This window comes from Mycobacterium sp. SMC-16 (genome assembly GCF_046250085.1).
Taxonomy (GTDB): domain Bacteria; phylum Actinomycetota; class Actinomycetes; order Mycobacteriales; family Mycobacteriaceae; genus Mycobacterium; species Mycobacterium phocaicum.
In genome coordinates this window covers 4,873,130-4,886,786 of record NZ_CP176427.1, presented here as the reverse complement: position 1 = coordinate 4,886,786, position 13,657 = coordinate 4,873,130, and the positions used below count along the sequence as shown (strand labels likewise).

Sequence of the window (13,657 nt, the reverse complement as noted above, 5' to 3'; positions counted from 1 at the left end):
CATCGAGAGAAGGACTCAGGGATGACCAGCGAGCCAGGTTCGGCGTTCGACGCCGGGATCACCACCCGCCGCCAGGTGATGGGCGACGAGTTCGTCGACCGCGCGCTGGCCCGCACCAGCGGCACCGAGTCGGAGCCGATCCAGCGCTTCGTCACCGAGCACGTCTGGGACGCGGTGTGGAACCGGCCGGGGCTGAGCCGCCGCGACCGCAGCCTGCTCAACCTCGGCATGCTGACCGCGCTGCGCGCCCACGAGGAACTCGCCGGCCACGTGCGGGGCGGCCTCAACAACGGCCTCACCCGCGAGGAGATCGTCGAGGCGATCATCCACGCCACGGGCTACTGCGGCGCGCCCGCGGCGCTGAGCGCGATGCGCGTGGTGCAGCAGGTACTGGACGAAACGCGCTAGGCCCGGCGCAACAGCACCGCCTGCTCGAAAGGCAAGCGCGGGAACACCTTACGTAGCGCTCCGGTGACGAGCGGGGCCGCTTCTTCCTTGCTCACCACCCGCGGGTCGACGACGTCGTAAGTCTGGCCGCGCCGGGTGAGCTTGCCGCCGCCGGACTTCGTGATGTTCTTGAGCCAGTCGCGGTCGGGGCCGTAGGTCAGCAGGATGGCGAAGCCGTCGGCGGTGGTGAACACCGTGAGCGGCGTGCGGAACGTCTTGCGGGACTTGCGCCCGACGTGCTCGAGGATGACGAACGTCGGCGCGCGGCCGGCCCACAGCCGTTGGATGGGGTTGGTGACTCGACGGTTGAACCGGGCGACCGACTGCGGAATCTGCATGTCCCCATCGTGCGCCATCGTGGTTGGGGCGGCCAGGGAAGCGAGTAAAGTTACCGACCGGTAGCGGCGACGACGCTGTGTCGCACACCAGCCCGTAACCCGCTGATTCATCTCCGAGGAGGAATGCATGCCTGCGCCCGCCAACGCTGACGCCCGCCGGATCTATGACCTGGAGCGCAGCCGCGTATTCCACTCGTGGTCGGCCCAGGGGAAGCTCGACCCGATGGTTTTCACCGGCGCCGAGGGTAGCTACCTCATCGACGGTGACGGCAACCGTCTCCTCGACTTCTCGAGCCAGCTCGTCTACACCAACATCGGCCACCAGCACCCCAAGGTCGTCGCCGCCATCGCCGAGCAGGCCGCCAAGCTGTGCACCATCGCGCCGCAGCATGCCAACGAGGCCCGCGCCACGGCCGCCGACCTGATCTGCCAGGTCGCCCCCGAGGGCTTCAACCGGGTGTTCTTCACCAACGGTGGCGCCGACGCCGTCGAGCACGCCATCCGCATGGCCCGCGTGTACACCGGCCGCTACAAGACGTTGTCGACCTACCGCAGCTACCACGGCGGCACCGCGCTGACGGTCAACCTCACCGGCGACGTCCGCCGCTGGGGCAACGACTACGGCACCGAGGGCACCACGCACTTCTTCGGCCCGTTCCTGTACCGCAGCCAGTTCAATTCGCTGACGCAGGAGGAAGAGTCCGAGCGCGCCCTGGCGCACCTGCGGTCGGTCATCGAGTTCGAAGGCCCGAGCGCGTTCGCCGCGATCATCCTCGAGTCGGTGCCCGGCACCGTCGGCATCATGCCGCCGCCGCCCGGCTACCTGCAGGGCGTGCGCGAGCTGTGCGACCAGTACGGCATCGTGATGATCCTCGACGAGGTCATGGCCGGTTTCGGCCGCACCGGCAAGTGGTTCGCGCTCGACAACTACAACGTCACCCCGGACCTCATCACGTTCGCCAAGGGCGTCAACTCCGGCTACGTCCCGCTCGGCGGCGTCATCGTCAGCGACAAGATCCTCGAGCGCTTCCTGGACCAGCCGTACGGCGGCGGCCTCACCTACTCGGGCCACCCGCTGGCGTGTGCGGCGTCCGTCGCGACCATCACGGCGATGCACGACGAGAAGATCGTCGAGAACGCCGAGCTGATCGGCACCGACGTGTTCGGTCCGGGCCTGGCGGCGCTGGCCGACAAGCACGACATCATCGGTGACGTCCGCGGTCTGGGCGTGTTCTGGGCCGTCGAACTGGTCAAGGACCGCGCCACCAAGGAGCCGCTGGCGCCGTACGGCGGTTCGTCGCCCGAGATGGGTGCCATCAACGCGCGGGCCAAGCAGAACGGCCTGTTGCTGTTCATGAACTACAACCGCTTCCACCTGGTGCCGCCGTGCAACATCAGCATCGACGACGCCAAGCGCGGGCTGGACATTCTGGACGATGCGCTGAGCGCGGTATAGCCATACGCTTTGGCGCATGGCCTACCTCAAGCCGCCGTGGTTCGTCGTCCATGTCTTCAACCCGATCGCGCGGCTGACCGGTATCGGTGGCAGCCAGACCCTGACGGTCACCCGAAGCTCGAACCATGTGCCACAGCGCATCCCGGTCGTCGTGCCGGAGGTGGCTGGGGTGAAGTACCTGGTGTCGACGCGTGGCGAGTCGGCGTGGGTGAAGAACGTCCGGGAGAACCCGGTGGTGGCGCTCGGCAAGAAGAACTACCTGGCCAGTGAGGTACCGGTGGCGGACCGGGCGCCGATCATCGCGGCGTACCGGCCGCTGGCGGGCAAGGTCGTCGAGCAGTACTGGCGCGAGCTGCCCGACGACGCCGACCACCCGGTCTTCAAGCTGACGCCGCAGAACTAGCGGACGTACCGCGACGGTGCACACAGATCGCCTTCCCGGCTGTTCTGGCGCTCTGGCGGCACGTTGGGGGAGACGTCGGCGTGTCGGCTCAGGCGTGTCGTATCTCTGATGACACGTGCGATCTCAGCCCGTCAACTTTCCTTGACGTCAAGGAAAGTTGACGGCTCCGGGCGAAAGGTGTCGGGGGAGAGCCTCACAGGAGTGGCCCGTGTGGCTGGTGGGGTAGCCCGTGGGTTGCCCGCTGTCGACATTGACCAATTGGCTGCTCGGGCGTCCTGTCGAGCGACCATTTCGCCCATCTCGGCTGTCACCGGCCGCGGACCCACGCCAACGTGAGCCAGCTCCTACACCCTGTAGTTGGTCCATTCGCGCGCGGCTGGGACACTGGTGGCCATGCGCTCTACCGACGTCTCCGCGAAACTGTTCGCCGACGCGTCGACCGTGATCCCCGGCGGGGTCAACTCGCCTGTGCGGGCCTTCAGCTCGGTCGGCGGTACCACTCGTTTCATCACCTCGGCGGGCGGCTACTGGCTGACCGACGCCGACGGCAACCGCTACGTCGACCTGGTGTGCTCGTGGGGCCCGATGATCCTGGGCCACGCGCATCCCGCCGTGGTCGAGGCCGTACAGACCACCGCGGTGAACGGCCTGTCGTTCGGCGCCCCGACGCCCGCCGAGACCGAGCTGGCGCGCGAGATCATCGACCGGGTGGCTCCCGTCGAGCGCATCCGCTTCGTGAACTCGGGCACCGAAGCGACCATGAGCGCCATCCGGCTGGCCCGCGGCTTCACCGGCCGGCCCAAGATCATCAAGTTCTCCGGCTGCTACCACGGCCACAGCGACGCGCTGCTGGCCGACGCCGGCTCGGGCGTCGCCACGCTGGGGCTGCCGTCGTCACCGGGCGTCACCGGGGCGGCCGCCGCCGACACCATCGTGCTGCCCTACAACGACGTCGAGGCGGTCCGCCAGGCCTTCGCCGCGGCCGGTGACCAGATCGCCTGCGTCATCACCGAGGCCAGCCCCGGCAACATGGGCACCGTCCCGCCGGCCGCGGGCTACAACGCCGCGCTGCGGCAGATCACCGCCGAGCACGGCGCGCTGCTCATCATCGACGAGGTGATGACGGGCTTCCGCGTCAGCCGTGGCGGCTGGTACGGACTCGATCCCGTCGCCGCCGACCTCTTCACGTTCGGCAAGGTCATGAGCGGCGGGCTGCCGGCCGCGGCGTTCGGTGGCCGCGCCGAGGTGATGGAACGCCTCGCCCCGCTGGGCCCGGTTTACCAGGCCGGGACGCTGTCGGGGAACCCGGTCGCGATGGCCGCGGGCCTGGCCACGCTGCGCGCCGCCGACGACGCCGTCTACCGCGCCCTCGATGCCAACGCCGACCGGCTGTCCGGGCTGCTGTCCGACGCGCTGACCGAAGCCTCTGTGGCGCACCGGATTTCGCGTGCCGGAAACTTCCTGACGGTGTTCTTCGGCGACGCGCCCGTCACCGACTTCGCATCTGCCAAGGCGACCGAGACCTGGCGCTACCCGGCGTTCTTCCACGCCCTGCTGGACGCCGGGATCTATCCGCCGTGCAGTGCCTTCGAAACCTGGTTCGTCTCGGCCGCACTCGACGACGCTGCGTTCGACCGGATCGCCGACGCGCTGCCCGCCGCCGCGCAGGCCGCCGCCCAAGCTCAGGAGCCCGCATGACCGACAGGACGATCGTGCACGTGATGCGTCACGGCGAGGTCCACAACCCGGACAAGATCCTCTACGGCCGCAAGCCCGACTTCCACCTGTCCGAGCGTGGGCAGGCACAGGCCGAGGCCGTCGCCGGCTGGCTGGCCGAGCGCGACATCGTCTACGTCGTGGCCTCGCCACTGGAGCGCGCGCAGGAGACCGCGACACCCATCGCGGCCCGGCACGGTCTGCACATCGACACCGATCCTGAACTCATCGAGTCGCTCAATGTGTTTGAGGGGCAGCGAGTTTCGCCCGGTGACGGTGCCCTGCGCGACCCGCGCAACTGGTGGCACCTGCGTGACCCAAAGACGCCGTCGTGGGGCGAGCCGTACAAGCACATCGCGGAGCGGATGACCGCTGCGGTCGACCGGGCGCGGATCAAAGGCATGGGGCACGAAGCGGTGTGCGTCAGCCATCAGCTGCCCGTGGAGACGCTGCGCCGGGCGATGCTCGGTAAGAAGCTGCACCACTTCCCGACCAAGCGGATGTGCAACCTGGCGTCGGTGACGTCCTTCCACTTCCACGGTGACCAGATGGTGGGCTGGGGATATTCGGAGCTGGCCGGACAGTGACTTCGCTGGTGGCCCGTGCCGGGGCAGTAATGGCGGCCGTCCTGACGACGGCCGTGCTGCTCGTCGGCTGCTCCACCGGTGACGACGCGGTCGCACAGGGCGGCACCTTCGAGTTCGTGGCGCCGGGCGGCAAGACCGACATCTTCTACGACCCGCCGGCGAGCCGAGGCAAGCCGGGGGCGGTGCGTGGGCCGTCGCTCACGGATCCGTCGAAAACCTTGTCCCTGGAAGACTTTTCCGACCAGGTCGTGGTGATCAACGTGTGGGGTCAGTGGTGTGGCCCGTGCCGCTCGGAGATTGCCGAGCTGGAGAAGGTGTACGAGCAGACCAAGGCGCAGGGCGTCGCGTTCCTGGGCATCGACGTACGCGACAACAACCGGCAGGCCGCCGTCGACTTCGTCGTCGACCACAAGGTGACCTTCCCGTCGATCTACGACCCGGCGATGCGCACCATGATCGCGTTCGGCGGCAAGTACCCGACGACGGTCATCCCGTCGACGCTGGTGCTGGACCGTCAGCACCGGGTGGCGGCGGTGTTCCTGCGGGAACTGCTGGCAGAGGACCTCAAGCCCGTCGTCGAGCGGCTGGCCAAAGAGGGCAAGCCATGACCGGATTTGCCGAAACCGCCGCCGCCGGACCGCTGTTGGTAGCGCTCGGGGTCAGCGTGCTGGCCGGGCTGGTGTCGTTCGCCTCGCCGTGCGTGGTGCCGCTGGTGCCCGGCTATCTGTCGTATCTGGCCGCCGTGGTCGGGGTGGAGGAAACGGAAGCCACGGCAGGGTCTGTCAAAGTTCGCACGGCCCGCTGGCGCGTGGCCGGCGCGGCGGCGCTGTTCGTCGCGGGCTTCACCGCGGTGTTCCTCATGGGCGCGGTCGCGGTGCTCGGCCTGACCACGACGCTCATCGCCAATCAGCTTCTGCTGCAACGCATCGGCGGCGTCATCACGGTGCTGATGGGCCTGGTGTTCATCGGGCTGGTGCCGGCGTTGCAGCGTCAGGTGCGGTTCACGCCCCGTCAGGTGTCGACGGTCGTCGGCGCGCCCTTGCTGGGTGCGGTGTTCGGGCTGGGCTGGACGCCGTGCCTGGGGCCGACGCTCACCGGCGTCATCGCGGTGGCCTCGGCCAGTGACGGCGCCAGCGTCGCCCGCGGCGTCGCGCTGGTGATCGCGTACTGCCTGGGTCTCGGAATTCCGTTCGTGCTGTTGGCCTTCGGGTCGGCCCGCGCGGTGCAGGGCCTGGGCTGGCTGCGCCGGCACACCCGCGCCATCCAGATTTTCGGCGGTCTGCTGCTGATCGTCGTCGGCACCGCGCTCGTCACGGGCGTGTGGAACGACTTCACCTCGTGGGTGCGCGACGCCTTCGTCAGCAACGTGAGGCTCCCGATCTGATGGCACGGGTTTTCGCGCTGTTCCGCAACACCTGGCGGACGCTGACGTCGATGGGCACCGCGCTGGTGCTGCTGTTCCTGCTGGCCCTCGGCGCCATCCCGGGCGCGCTGCTGCCGCAGCGCTCGCTCAACGCCGGCAAGGTCGACGAGTACCTGGCCCAGCACCCGACGATCGGGCCGTGGCTCGACAAGGTGCAGGCGTTCTCGGTGTTCTCGAGCTTCTGGTTCACCTCGATCTACGTGCTGCTGTTCATCTCGCTCGTGGGCTGCCTGACACCCCGCATGATCGAGCACGTCCGCAGCCTGCGCGCCGTGCCGGTACCCGCGCCGCGGAACCTGGCGCGGCTGCCCAAGCACGCCGAAGCCACCGTCCCCGGTGAGCCCGACGCCGTCGCCGACCGGATGGCCGCCCGGCTCAAGGGCTGGCGCCAGACCACCCGCACGCTGGACGACGGCGCGCGCGAGATCTCGGCGGAGAAGGGCTACCTGCGCGAGTTCGGCAACATCGTCTTCCACTTCTCGCTGCTGGGCCTGTTGGTGGCGATCGCGTTCGGCAAGATGTTCGGCTACGAGGGCAACGTCATCGTCATCGCCGACGGCGGGCCCGGGTTCTGCTCGGCCTCACCGGCCGCGTTCGACTCGTTCCGCGCCGGCAACGTCGTCGACGGCACCTCGCTGCACCCCAGCTGCCTGCGGGTCCACGACTTCGACGCCCGGTACCTGCCGAGCGGGCAGGCCACGGCGTTCGCCGCGAACATCGACTACCAGGACGGCGCCGACCTGGTCAGCGGCACCTGGCGGCCGTACCGGCTGGAGGTCAACCACCCGCTGCGGATCGGCGGCGAACGCATCTACCTGCAGGGGCACGGCTACGCGCCGACCTTCACCGTCACGTTCCCGAACGGCCAGACCCGCACGTCGACAGTGCAGTGGAAGCCCGAGAACGCGCTGACGCTGCTGTCCTCGGGCGTCGCGCGCATCGACCCGCCGGGCGGCAGCTACCCCGACGACCGCGAGCGGCGCAAGCACCAGATCGCCATCCAGGGCCTGTTCGCCCCGACCGCCGAGCTCGACGGCAAGCTGCTGTCCTCGAGCTTTCCGGCGATGAACGCGCCCGCGGTGGCCATCGACATCTACCGCGGCGACAGCGGCCTGGACAGCGGTAAGCCGCAGTCATTGTTCTCGCTGGACCCCAGCCTCATCGAGCAGAAGCGGCTCACCAAGCAGGCGCGCGTCAACCTCAAGGCCGGCGAGCAGACCAAGCTGGATGACGGGACCGTCATCAAGTTCGACGGCGCGGTGCCGTTCATCAACGTGCAGGTGTCGCACGACCCGGCGCAGGTGTGGGTACTGGTGTTCGCGCTGACGATGATGGCGGGGCTGCTGGTGTCGTTGGTGGTGCGCCGCCACCGGGTTTGGATTCGGATCGTGTCGGCCGGGCCGGGTACCGTCGACGTCGAGCTCGGCGGCCTGGCCCGCACGGACAACTCGGGGTGGGGCGACGAGTTCGAGAAGCTCACTGAGCGGTTGATTGAGGACAAGCGATGAATACAGAGCACATCGACATCGACCTGGCCCGGTACTCGGACTGGGCCTTCACCACGTCGGTCGTGGTGCTGGTCGGTGCCCTGCTGCTGCTCGCGGTCGAGTTGGCGTACAGCCGGGGCCGCAAGGTCGAGAGTCGGGAACTGGTCGGGGTGGGCGCCGACAGCATGACGCCGGGTGTCGTGATCGACGACCCGACGCGCACGGCTGACGAGCGCATCGGCCGGGTCGGCCTGGCCCTCGTGTACGTCGGCATCGCGATGTTGTTCGCGTGCATCGTGCTGCGCGGCCTGGCCACCATGCGCGTGCCGTGGGGCAACATGTACGAGTTCATCAACCTGACCAGCTTCTGCGGGCTGATCGCGGCGGCAGTCGTCCTGCGCAAGCCGCAGTTCCGCGCGCTGTGGGTTTTCGTGCTGGTGCCCGAGCTGATCCTGCTGTCGGTGTCGGGGAAGTGGCTGTACACCAACGCCGCGCCCGTGATGCCCGCGCTGCAGTCGTACTGGCTGCCCATCCACGTCTCGGTGGTCAGCATCGGTTCCGGCGTGTTCCTGGTCGCTGGCGTCGCCAGCATCCTGTTCCTGCTGAAGATGTCGCCGCTGGCCGTGCAGGACAACGGCTTCGGTCGCATGATCCAGCGCCTGCCCGATGCCCAGACCCTGGACCGCATCGCCTACCGCACCACGATCTTCGCGTTCCCTATCTTCGGGTTCGGCGTCATCTTCGGCGCCATCTGGGCCGAGGAGGCGTGGGGCCGCTACTGGGGCTGGGACCCCAAGGAGACGGTGTCGTTCGTCGCCTGGGTCGTCTACGCCGCGTACCTGCACGCCCGGTCCACCGCGGGCTGGCGTGACAAGAAGGCGGCATGGATCAACGTCGTCGGCTTCGTGGCGATGGTGTTCAACCTGTTCTTCATCAACCTGGTGACGGTCGGCCTGCACTCGTACGCCGGCGTCGGCTGAGCCGACAGATCAGATACCGCGGGTGACCATGACTTCTTTCCGCGCCCAGGGCCGGTTCAAGGACCCGGCCGATCCCGTTGCTGCCGCGACGCCCACCGCGGCGCCGGAGGCCCGCATCGTCATCGCGCATGCGGTGACGCCTGTCGTGGCGCCGACGCCCGCGAAGCCGCGGAGTCTGGACCCCGCCACGGTCGCGCTGCTGAGCCGGCCGAGCCGTGCGCCGTCGTCCGGATGGCGCAAGGCGCTGTACTACGCGACGGGCACGCTGCTCAATCCGGGCGACAGCCCCAAGGACCTGCACCGAACCCGGCTGACCGCGCAGATCAACCGCCCGCTGCGGGACTGCTACCGGATCGCGGTGCTGTCCCTGAAGGGCGGCGTCGGTAAGACGACCATCACCGCGACGCTCGGCGCGACGTTCGCGTCGATCCGCGGCGACCGGGTCATCGCGGTGGACGCGAACCCGGACCGCGGCACCCTCAGCCAGAAGGTGCCGCTCGAGACGCCGGCGACGGTCCGCCATCTCCTGCGCGACGCCGAGGGCATCTCCAGCTACAGCGACGTCCGCAACTACACCTCGCGCGGTGAGAGCCAGCTCGAGGTGCTGGCGTCGGAGAGCGACCCGGCGGTGTCGGAGGCGTTCAGCTCGCAGGACTACGCCCGCACCCTGGCGGTGCTGCAGCCGTACTACCGCCTGGTGCTCACGGACTGCGGCACCGGCATGCTGCACTCGGCGATGGGCGCGGTGCTCGCGCACGCCGACGTGCTCGTCGTGATCAGTTCAGGCTCGGTCGACGGGGCCCGCAGCGCCGCGGCGACGCTCGACTGGCTCGATGCCCACGGTCATCAGGAGTTGGTGCGCAACGCCGTCGCGGTGGTCAACGCGGTGCGGCCGCGCTCCGGCAAGGTTGATCTGCGCAAGGTGGTCGACCACTTCGGCCGCCGGTGCCGGGCAGTGCAGGTGGTGCCGTTTGATCCGCATCTGGAGGAGGGGGCCGAGGTCAGTCTGGACCGGCTCCGGCCGGACACCAGGGATGCGTTGCTGGAATTGGCCGTGGCAGTCGCCGACGGATTTCCGCTGTCGCTGTAGAGCGTCGCTAGGAACCGAGCCGACGCAGGAATTCCGGATCGTCGTCCGGGCCGATGACGCGCGTGGTCGGGCGCGCGGCGGTGGCGTGGGTGGCGCGCCAGCCGACGTAGGCCAACAGCGCCAGCAGCGTGATCAGGAGCAGGAACTGCACGTAAAACCTCCTTTATTCGAATATACGCGTCCGTCGGTAAACTCGTGCGGTGTCTGATGCGCCCGCCACCCCGTCCATGCCACGTTTGCTGCTCGACGTTTTTCTGTACGCGCTCGCCCGCCTGCTGCTGGTAGCGGCGATTGCCGGCGCGATCTTCGGTGTCGTCGCGTTGCTGGGCATCCGTGATTTCCCGGCCATGGTGGCGCTGCTGTTCGCGCTGGTTCTCGGCATGCCGCTGGGCATCTGGCTCTTCGCGCCGCTGCGCCGCCGGGCCACCGCCGGGATCGCCGCCGTCGACGAGCGCCGTCGCGCCGAGCGCGAGCAGCTGCGGTCCCGCTTGCACGGCGAGGACTCCTCGGGCGACTGACGCCGCTGCGGCGCTAGTGCGTGATCACCAGCACCGCGGTGATCAGGGCGGCCCACACCAGCATCGTCAGGCCGGTGTCCTTGAGTACGGGGATCAGCTCGCGGCCGCCCAGCCCGGAGCGCACCGGCTTGGCCGCGCGGACCGCCAGCGGCGCCGCCGCGAAGCCGACCAGGCACCACGGGGTCGCGAGCGTCAGGACCGCGGTCAGCACGAACGGCAGCAGCGTCAGCACCTGGAACAACTGCCGGGTGCGGGCATCGCCGAGGCGCACCGCGAGCGTGATCTTGCCGGACAGCTGGTCGGTCGGGATGTCGCGCAGGTTGTTGGCCACCAGCACCGCCGACGACAACGACCCGATCGCGATGGCGAGCACGAGTCCCACCCAGTCGACCCGCAGGGCCTGCGTGTACTGCGTGCCCAGCACGGCGACCAGCCCGAAGAACACGAACACCGCGACCTCGCCGAGTCCGCGATAGCCGTAGGGGTTGGTGCCACCGGTGTACAGCCAGGCGCCGGCGATGCACGCCGCGCCGACGGCGATCAGCCACGGCTGACTCACCAGGGCCAGCGCCAGGCCGGCACCCGCGCCGATCGACAGGCTGATCACGGCCGCCGCCAGCACCGCCTGCGGTGACGCCAACTTGGCACCGACCAGCCGGACCGGACCGGACCGGTCGTCATCGGTGCCGCGGATGCCGTCGGAGTAGTCGTTGGCGTAGTTGACACCGATGATCAGCGAGATCGAAACCACAAGGGCCAGAGCCGCTTTCCACCACGCCTCACCGCCGACCCAGGCGGCGGCACCGGTGCCTGCCAGCACAGGAGCGACGGCATTCGGGAGGGTCCGCGGTCGGGCGCCCTCTATCCACTGCGAAAGACTGGCCACGCGCGCAATCGTCCCACGCCCCTACACTTATCGGCATGAAGGATCGGCTCAGCAAGAACGAGATTCGCAAAGACGTCGTGCAGGAATCCGTCGAAGCCGTCGCAGGCACGGTCGGCGAGGTCATGAACATCGTCGTCACCGCCGTCAAGGACGTGGCGAGCTCCATCGGCTCCCTGGCCACCGACGCATTCGAGATCCGTGACAGCGCCCGGCGCGCCCGCGCGGAGCTGGAACTGGACGAGGAGGACGTCGAGGACACCGACGAGGCGGACGCGGACGTGCCCGCCCCGACGCCCGTCACGGCTGTGACACCGGAGGCAGCGGAAGCCCCCAAGACCGACGCCGAATAACGGATGCTGGGAGTCATCGGCGGTAGCGGCTTCTACACGTTCTTCGGGGACGACGCGCGCACCGTCAGCGTCGACACGCCTTACGGCACGCCGAGTGCGCCGATCACCATCGGCGCCGTCGGCGGGCACGAGGTGGCGTTCCTGCCGCGGCACGGGCTGAAGCACGAGTACTCGCCACACACGGTGCCGTACCGGGCCAACATGTGGGCGCTGCGCAAGCTCGGGGTGCGGCGGATTTTCGCGCCGTGTGCCGTCGGCAGCCTGACGACGGACCTGGGCCCCGGTGCGGTGGTCGTGCCTGACCAGTTGGTGGACCGCACCCGTGGCCGCGAGGACACCTACTTCGACGCCGGCGGCATCCACGTCGGCTTCGCCGATCCGTACTGTCCGACACTGCGCGCCGTGGCGGTCGGGCAGCCGGGCGTCGTCGACGGCGGCACCATGGTGGTCATCCAGGGGCCGCGCTTCTCCACCCGCGCCGAGAGCCAGTGGTTCGCGACCCAGGGGTTCACGTTGGTGAACATGACCGGCTACCCCGAGGCGGTGCTGGCCCGTGAACTCGAGATATGTTATGCGGCAATCGCTTTGGTGACCGATCTGGATGCGGGCATCGAGGCGGGGGCCGGCGTCACCACGGTCGACGTGTTCGCGGAGTTCGAGCGGAACACCCCGATGTTCAAGGCGCTGGTGCAGCAGGCCCTTTCGACCGTCCCGGCCGACCGGACCTGCACCCACTGCCTGGCCCACACCGGGGTGACGCTGCCGTTTGAACTGCCCTGATCGGGCCGGCTCTTGACACCCGTCAAGTCGGGGTGGCAGAACTGACGGGGTGACTTCCCGCATCTGCGAACAGCTCGGCATCGACTTCCCGCTCTTCGCCTTCAGCCACTGCCGCGACGTCGTCGCCGCGGTCACCAACGCCGGCGGTTTCGGCGTGCTCGGTGCGACGGCGTACACCCCCGAGCAGCTCGACCGGGAACTCGCCTGGATCGACGACCACGTCGGCGGCCGGCCCTACGGCGCGGACATCATCGTGCCGGCGAAATTCGAGGGCAAGGGCGAGAACCTGTCCGACGGCCAGCTGGCCGACCGAATCCCTTCGGAATACCGGGAATTCGTCACCCAGCTGCTCGTCGACCATGGCATCGAGCCCGAGGAGCGCGTCCGTACCGGCGGATCGGTGCTGTCCGGCAACACCGGGCATGACCTGCTCGACGTGGCGTTGAGCCACCCCATCAAGCTGATCGCCAATGCCCTTGGGGTACCGCCGGATTACATGATCGAGGCCGGCCGCGAGCGGGGGATCCCGGTGGCCGCGCTCGTCGGCGCCAAGGAGCACGCCATCAAGCAGGTGGCGGCCGGGGTGGACGTCATCGTCGCGCAGGGCACCGAGGCCGGCGGGCACTGCGGCGAGGTGTCGACGCTCGTCGTCGTACCGGAAGTGATTGAGGCCATTGAGGATTCGGTTCCGGTGTTGGCGGCGGGCGGCATCGTCACCGGCCGGCAGATGGCCGCGGCGGTCGCGCTGGGCGCCGCCGGGGCCTGGACCGGTTCGGTGTGGCTGACCACCGAGGAGGCCGAGACCGCGCCGGCCACCAAGCAGAAGATGCTCGCTGCCACGTCACGGGACACCGTACGGTCGGCAGGACGCACCGGTAAGCCTGCGCGTCAACTGGTTTCGGACTGGACGGATGCCTGGGCGCCGAATGCCGGTGGCCGCAAGCCGCTTCCGCTGCCGCTGCAGAACATGCTGAGCGAGCCGGTGATCCGGCGTATCGACCGGCTGGCCGAGCAGGGGCATCCGGGTGCCCAGCAGCTGGCGACCTACTTCGTCGGCCAGGGCGTCGGCCTGATGAACAAGGTCAAGCCCGCCCGTGAGGTCGTCCGCGAGTTCATCGAGGACTACCTCGCCGCCACGGAGCGCCTGAACCGCTCGCTGCCCTAGGGATTTGTGCACGATTTTCCGCGCTGGCCGC

Annotated in this window: 17 protein-coding genes; 14 read left to right on the top strand and 3 right to left on the bottom strand. The window is 69.0% G+C overall.

Features of this window, described 5'->3' with window-relative positions; genetic code table 11:
* Nucleotides 1–21 precede the first annotated feature (21 nt).
* A complete protein-coding gene (locus ACJEIK_RS23775; protein WP_064858689.1) occupies nucleotides 22–408 on the top strand; it encodes a carboxymuconolactone decarboxylase family protein in 387 nt (128 codons plus the stop codon).
* Here the strand turns inward: ACJEIK_RS23775 and ACJEIK_RS23770 are convergent.
* Complete coding sequence (locus ACJEIK_RS23770; RefSeq protein ID WP_073695414.1) at nucleotides 405–785, bottom strand: nitroreductase family deazaflavin-dependent oxidoreductase; 381 nt, start codon at nucleotides 783–785, stop codon at nucleotides 405–407. The genes ACJEIK_RS23775 and ACJEIK_RS23770 overlap by 4 nt on opposite strands.
* Nucleotides 786–912: 127 nt before the next feature.
* On the opposite strand from ACJEIK_RS23770, the gene ACJEIK_RS23765 reads away from it, so the two are divergent.
* From ACJEIK_RS23765 to ACJEIK_RS23725, 9 genes are all read left to right on the top strand, one after another.
* Entirely contained in the window at nucleotides 913–2,241 is a 1,329-nt protein-coding gene (locus ACJEIK_RS23765) for an aspartate aminotransferase family protein (RefSeq protein WP_064858637.1), read from the top strand.
* A gap of 16 nt (nucleotides 2,242–2,257) precedes the next feature.
* Nucleotides 2,258–2,644 (top strand): hypothetical protein, encoded by a 387-nt coding sequence (locus tag ACJEIK_RS23760; RefSeq protein WP_073695364.1) that lies wholly within the window; start codon nucleotides 2,258–2,260, stop codon nucleotides 2,642–2,644.
* 393 nt (nucleotides 2,645–3,037) lie between these two features.
* On the top strand, nucleotides 3,038–4,342 hold the full coding sequence (hemL, locus tag ACJEIK_RS23755; protein WP_409430384.1) for a glutamate-1-semialdehyde 2,1-aminomutase: 1,305 nt from the start codon (nucleotides 3,038–3,040) through the stop codon (nucleotides 4,340–4,342).
* Nucleotides 4,339–4,947: a histidine phosphatase family protein gene (locus ACJEIK_RS23750; protein ID WP_409430383.1), complete on the top strand. Its 609-nt coding sequence runs from the start codon at nucleotides 4,339–4,341 to the stop codon at nucleotides 4,945–4,947. The genes hemL and ACJEIK_RS23750 overlap by 4 nt, the downstream gene beginning before the upstream one ends.
* A gap of 29 nt (nucleotides 4,948–4,976) precedes the next feature.
* Entirely contained in the window at nucleotides 4,977–5,555 is a 579-nt protein-coding gene (locus ACJEIK_RS23745; RefSeq protein ID WP_409431753.1) for a TlpA disulfide reductase family protein, read from the top strand.
* Nucleotides 5,552–6,331, top strand: coding sequence for a cytochrome c biogenesis CcdA family protein (locus ACJEIK_RS23740; protein ID WP_409430382.1), 780 nt, complete (start codon nucleotides 5,552–5,554; stop codon nucleotides 6,329–6,331). Before ACJEIK_RS23745 ends, ACJEIK_RS23740 begins: the two co-directional genes overlap by 4 nt.
* Complete coding sequence (locus ACJEIK_RS23735) at nucleotides 6,331–7,878, top strand: cytochrome c biogenesis protein ResB (protein WP_409430381.1); 1,548 nt, start codon at nucleotides 6,331–6,333, stop codon at nucleotides 7,876–7,878. Before ACJEIK_RS23740 ends, ACJEIK_RS23735 begins: the two co-directional genes overlap by 1 nt.
* Nucleotides 7,875–8,837 (top strand): c-type cytochrome biogenesis protein CcsB, encoded by a 963-nt coding sequence (gene ccsB / locus ACJEIK_RS23730; protein ID WP_409430380.1) that lies wholly within the window; start codon nucleotides 7,875–7,877, stop codon nucleotides 8,835–8,837. The genes ACJEIK_RS23735 and ccsB overlap by 4 nt, the downstream gene beginning before the upstream one ends.
* A 28-nt stretch (nucleotides 8,838–8,865) precedes the next feature.
* Nucleotides 8,866–9,927 (top strand): MinD/ParA family protein, encoded by a 1,062-nt coding sequence (locus ACJEIK_RS23725; RefSeq protein ID WP_409430379.1) that lies wholly within the window; start codon nucleotides 8,866–8,868, stop codon nucleotides 9,925–9,927.
* Between the two features lie 7 nt (nucleotides 9,928–9,934).
* Here the strand turns inward: ACJEIK_RS23725 and ACJEIK_RS23720 are convergent, their stop codons facing one another.
* Nucleotides 9,935–10,078 (bottom strand): hypothetical protein, encoded by a 144-nt coding sequence (locus tag ACJEIK_RS23720; protein ID WP_409430378.1) that lies wholly within the window; start codon nucleotides 10,076–10,078, stop codon nucleotides 9,935–9,937.
* Nucleotides 10,079–10,154: 76 nt separating this feature from the next.
* Between ACJEIK_RS23720 and ACJEIK_RS23715 the strand changes: the two genes are divergently transcribed.
* The gene (locus ACJEIK_RS23715; RefSeq protein WP_061004043.1) at nucleotides 10,155–10,445 is read left to right on the top strand and encodes a DUF4229 domain-containing protein; all 291 of its coding nucleotides are present in this window, start codon (nucleotides 10,155–10,157) and stop codon (nucleotides 10,443–10,445) included.
* A 13-nt stretch (nucleotides 10,446–10,458) separates the two neighbouring features.
* On the opposite strand, the gene ACJEIK_RS23710 is transcribed toward ACJEIK_RS23715, so the two are convergent.
* On the bottom strand, nucleotides 10,459–11,331 hold the full coding sequence (locus ACJEIK_RS23710) for a 1,4-dihydroxy-2-naphthoate polyprenyltransferase (protein WP_133425410.1): 873 nt from the start codon (nucleotides 11,329–11,331) through the stop codon (nucleotides 10,459–10,461).
* Nucleotides 11,332–11,366: 35 nt separating this feature from the next.
* Between ACJEIK_RS23710 and ACJEIK_RS23705 the strand changes: the two genes are divergently transcribed.
* Genes ACJEIK_RS23705 through ACJEIK_RS23695 form a run of 3 tightly spaced genes read left to right on the top strand, consistent with a single transcriptional unit; the run spans nucleotide 11,367 to nucleotide 13,626 of the window.
* Nucleotides 11,367–11,681, top strand: a complete 315-nt coding sequence (locus ACJEIK_RS23705; RefSeq protein ID WP_073695358.1) for a hypothetical protein — start codon at nucleotides 11,367–11,369, stop codon at nucleotides 11,679–11,681.
* Between the two features lie 3 nt (nucleotides 11,682–11,684).
* Entirely contained in the window at nucleotides 11,685–12,461 is a 777-nt protein-coding gene (locus tag ACJEIK_RS23700) for an S-methyl-5'-thioadenosine phosphorylase (protein ID WP_409430377.1), read from the top strand.
* Nucleotides 12,462–12,510: 49 nt separating this feature from the next.
* Complete coding sequence (locus tag ACJEIK_RS23695; RefSeq protein WP_409430376.1) at nucleotides 12,511–13,626, top strand: NAD(P)H-dependent flavin oxidoreductase; 1,116 nt, start codon at nucleotides 12,511–12,513, stop codon at nucleotides 13,624–13,626.
* The last annotated feature ends 31 nt before the right edge of the window (nucleotides 13,627–13,657 follow it).

Excerpts from the sequence above, each read along its gene's own strand:
- ACJEIK_RS23775 (WP_064858689.1), top strand. The coding sequence starts at position 22 with ATGACCAGCGAGCCAGGTTCGGCGTTCGACGCCGGGATCACCACCCGC.
- ACJEIK_RS23770 (WP_073695414.1), bottom strand. The coding sequence starts at position 785 with ATGCAGATTCCGCAGTCGGTCGCCCGGTTCAACCGTCGAGTCACCAAC.
- ACJEIK_RS23765 (WP_064858637.1), top strand. The coding sequence starts at position 913 with ATGCCTGCGCCCGCCAACGCTGACGCCCGCCGGATCTATGACCTGGAG.
- ACJEIK_RS23760 (WP_073695364.1), top strand. The coding sequence starts at position 2,258 with ATGGCCTACCTCAAGCCGCCGTGGTTCGTCGTCCATGTCTTCAACCCG.
- hemL (WP_409430384.1), top strand. The coding sequence starts at position 3,038 with ATGCGCTCTACCGACGTCTCCGCGAAACTGTTCGCCGACGCGTCGACC.
- ACJEIK_RS23750 (WP_409430383.1), top strand. The coding sequence starts at position 4,339 with ATGACCGACAGGACGATCGTGCACGTGATGCGTCACGGCGAGGTCCAC.
- ACJEIK_RS23745 (WP_409431753.1), top strand. The coding sequence starts at position 4,977 with ATGGCGGCCGTCCTGACGACGGCCGTGCTGCTCGTCGGCTGCTCCACC.
- ACJEIK_RS23740 (WP_409430382.1), top strand. The coding sequence starts at position 5,552 with ATGACCGGATTTGCCGAAACCGCCGCCGCCGGACCGCTGTTGGTAGCG.
- ACJEIK_RS23735 (WP_409430381.1), top strand. The coding sequence starts at position 6,331 with ATGGCACGGGTTTTCGCGCTGTTCCGCAACACCTGGCGGACGCTGACG.
- ccsB (WP_409430380.1), top strand. The coding sequence starts at position 7,875 with ATGAATACAGAGCACATCGACATCGACCTGGCCCGGTACTCGGACTGG.
- ACJEIK_RS23725 (WP_409430379.1), top strand. The coding sequence starts at position 8,866 with ATGACTTCTTTCCGCGCCCAGGGCCGGTTCAAGGACCCGGCCGATCCC.
- ACJEIK_RS23715 (WP_061004043.1), top strand. The coding sequence starts at position 10,155 with ATGCCACGTTTGCTGCTCGACGTTTTTCTGTACGCGCTCGCCCGCCTG.
- ACJEIK_RS23705 (WP_073695358.1), top strand. The coding sequence starts at position 11,367 with ATGAAGGATCGGCTCAGCAAGAACGAGATTCGCAAAGACGTCGTGCAG.
- ACJEIK_RS23700 (WP_409430377.1), top strand. The coding sequence starts at position 11,685 with ATGCTGGGAGTCATCGGCGGTAGCGGCTTCTACACGTTCTTCGGGGAC.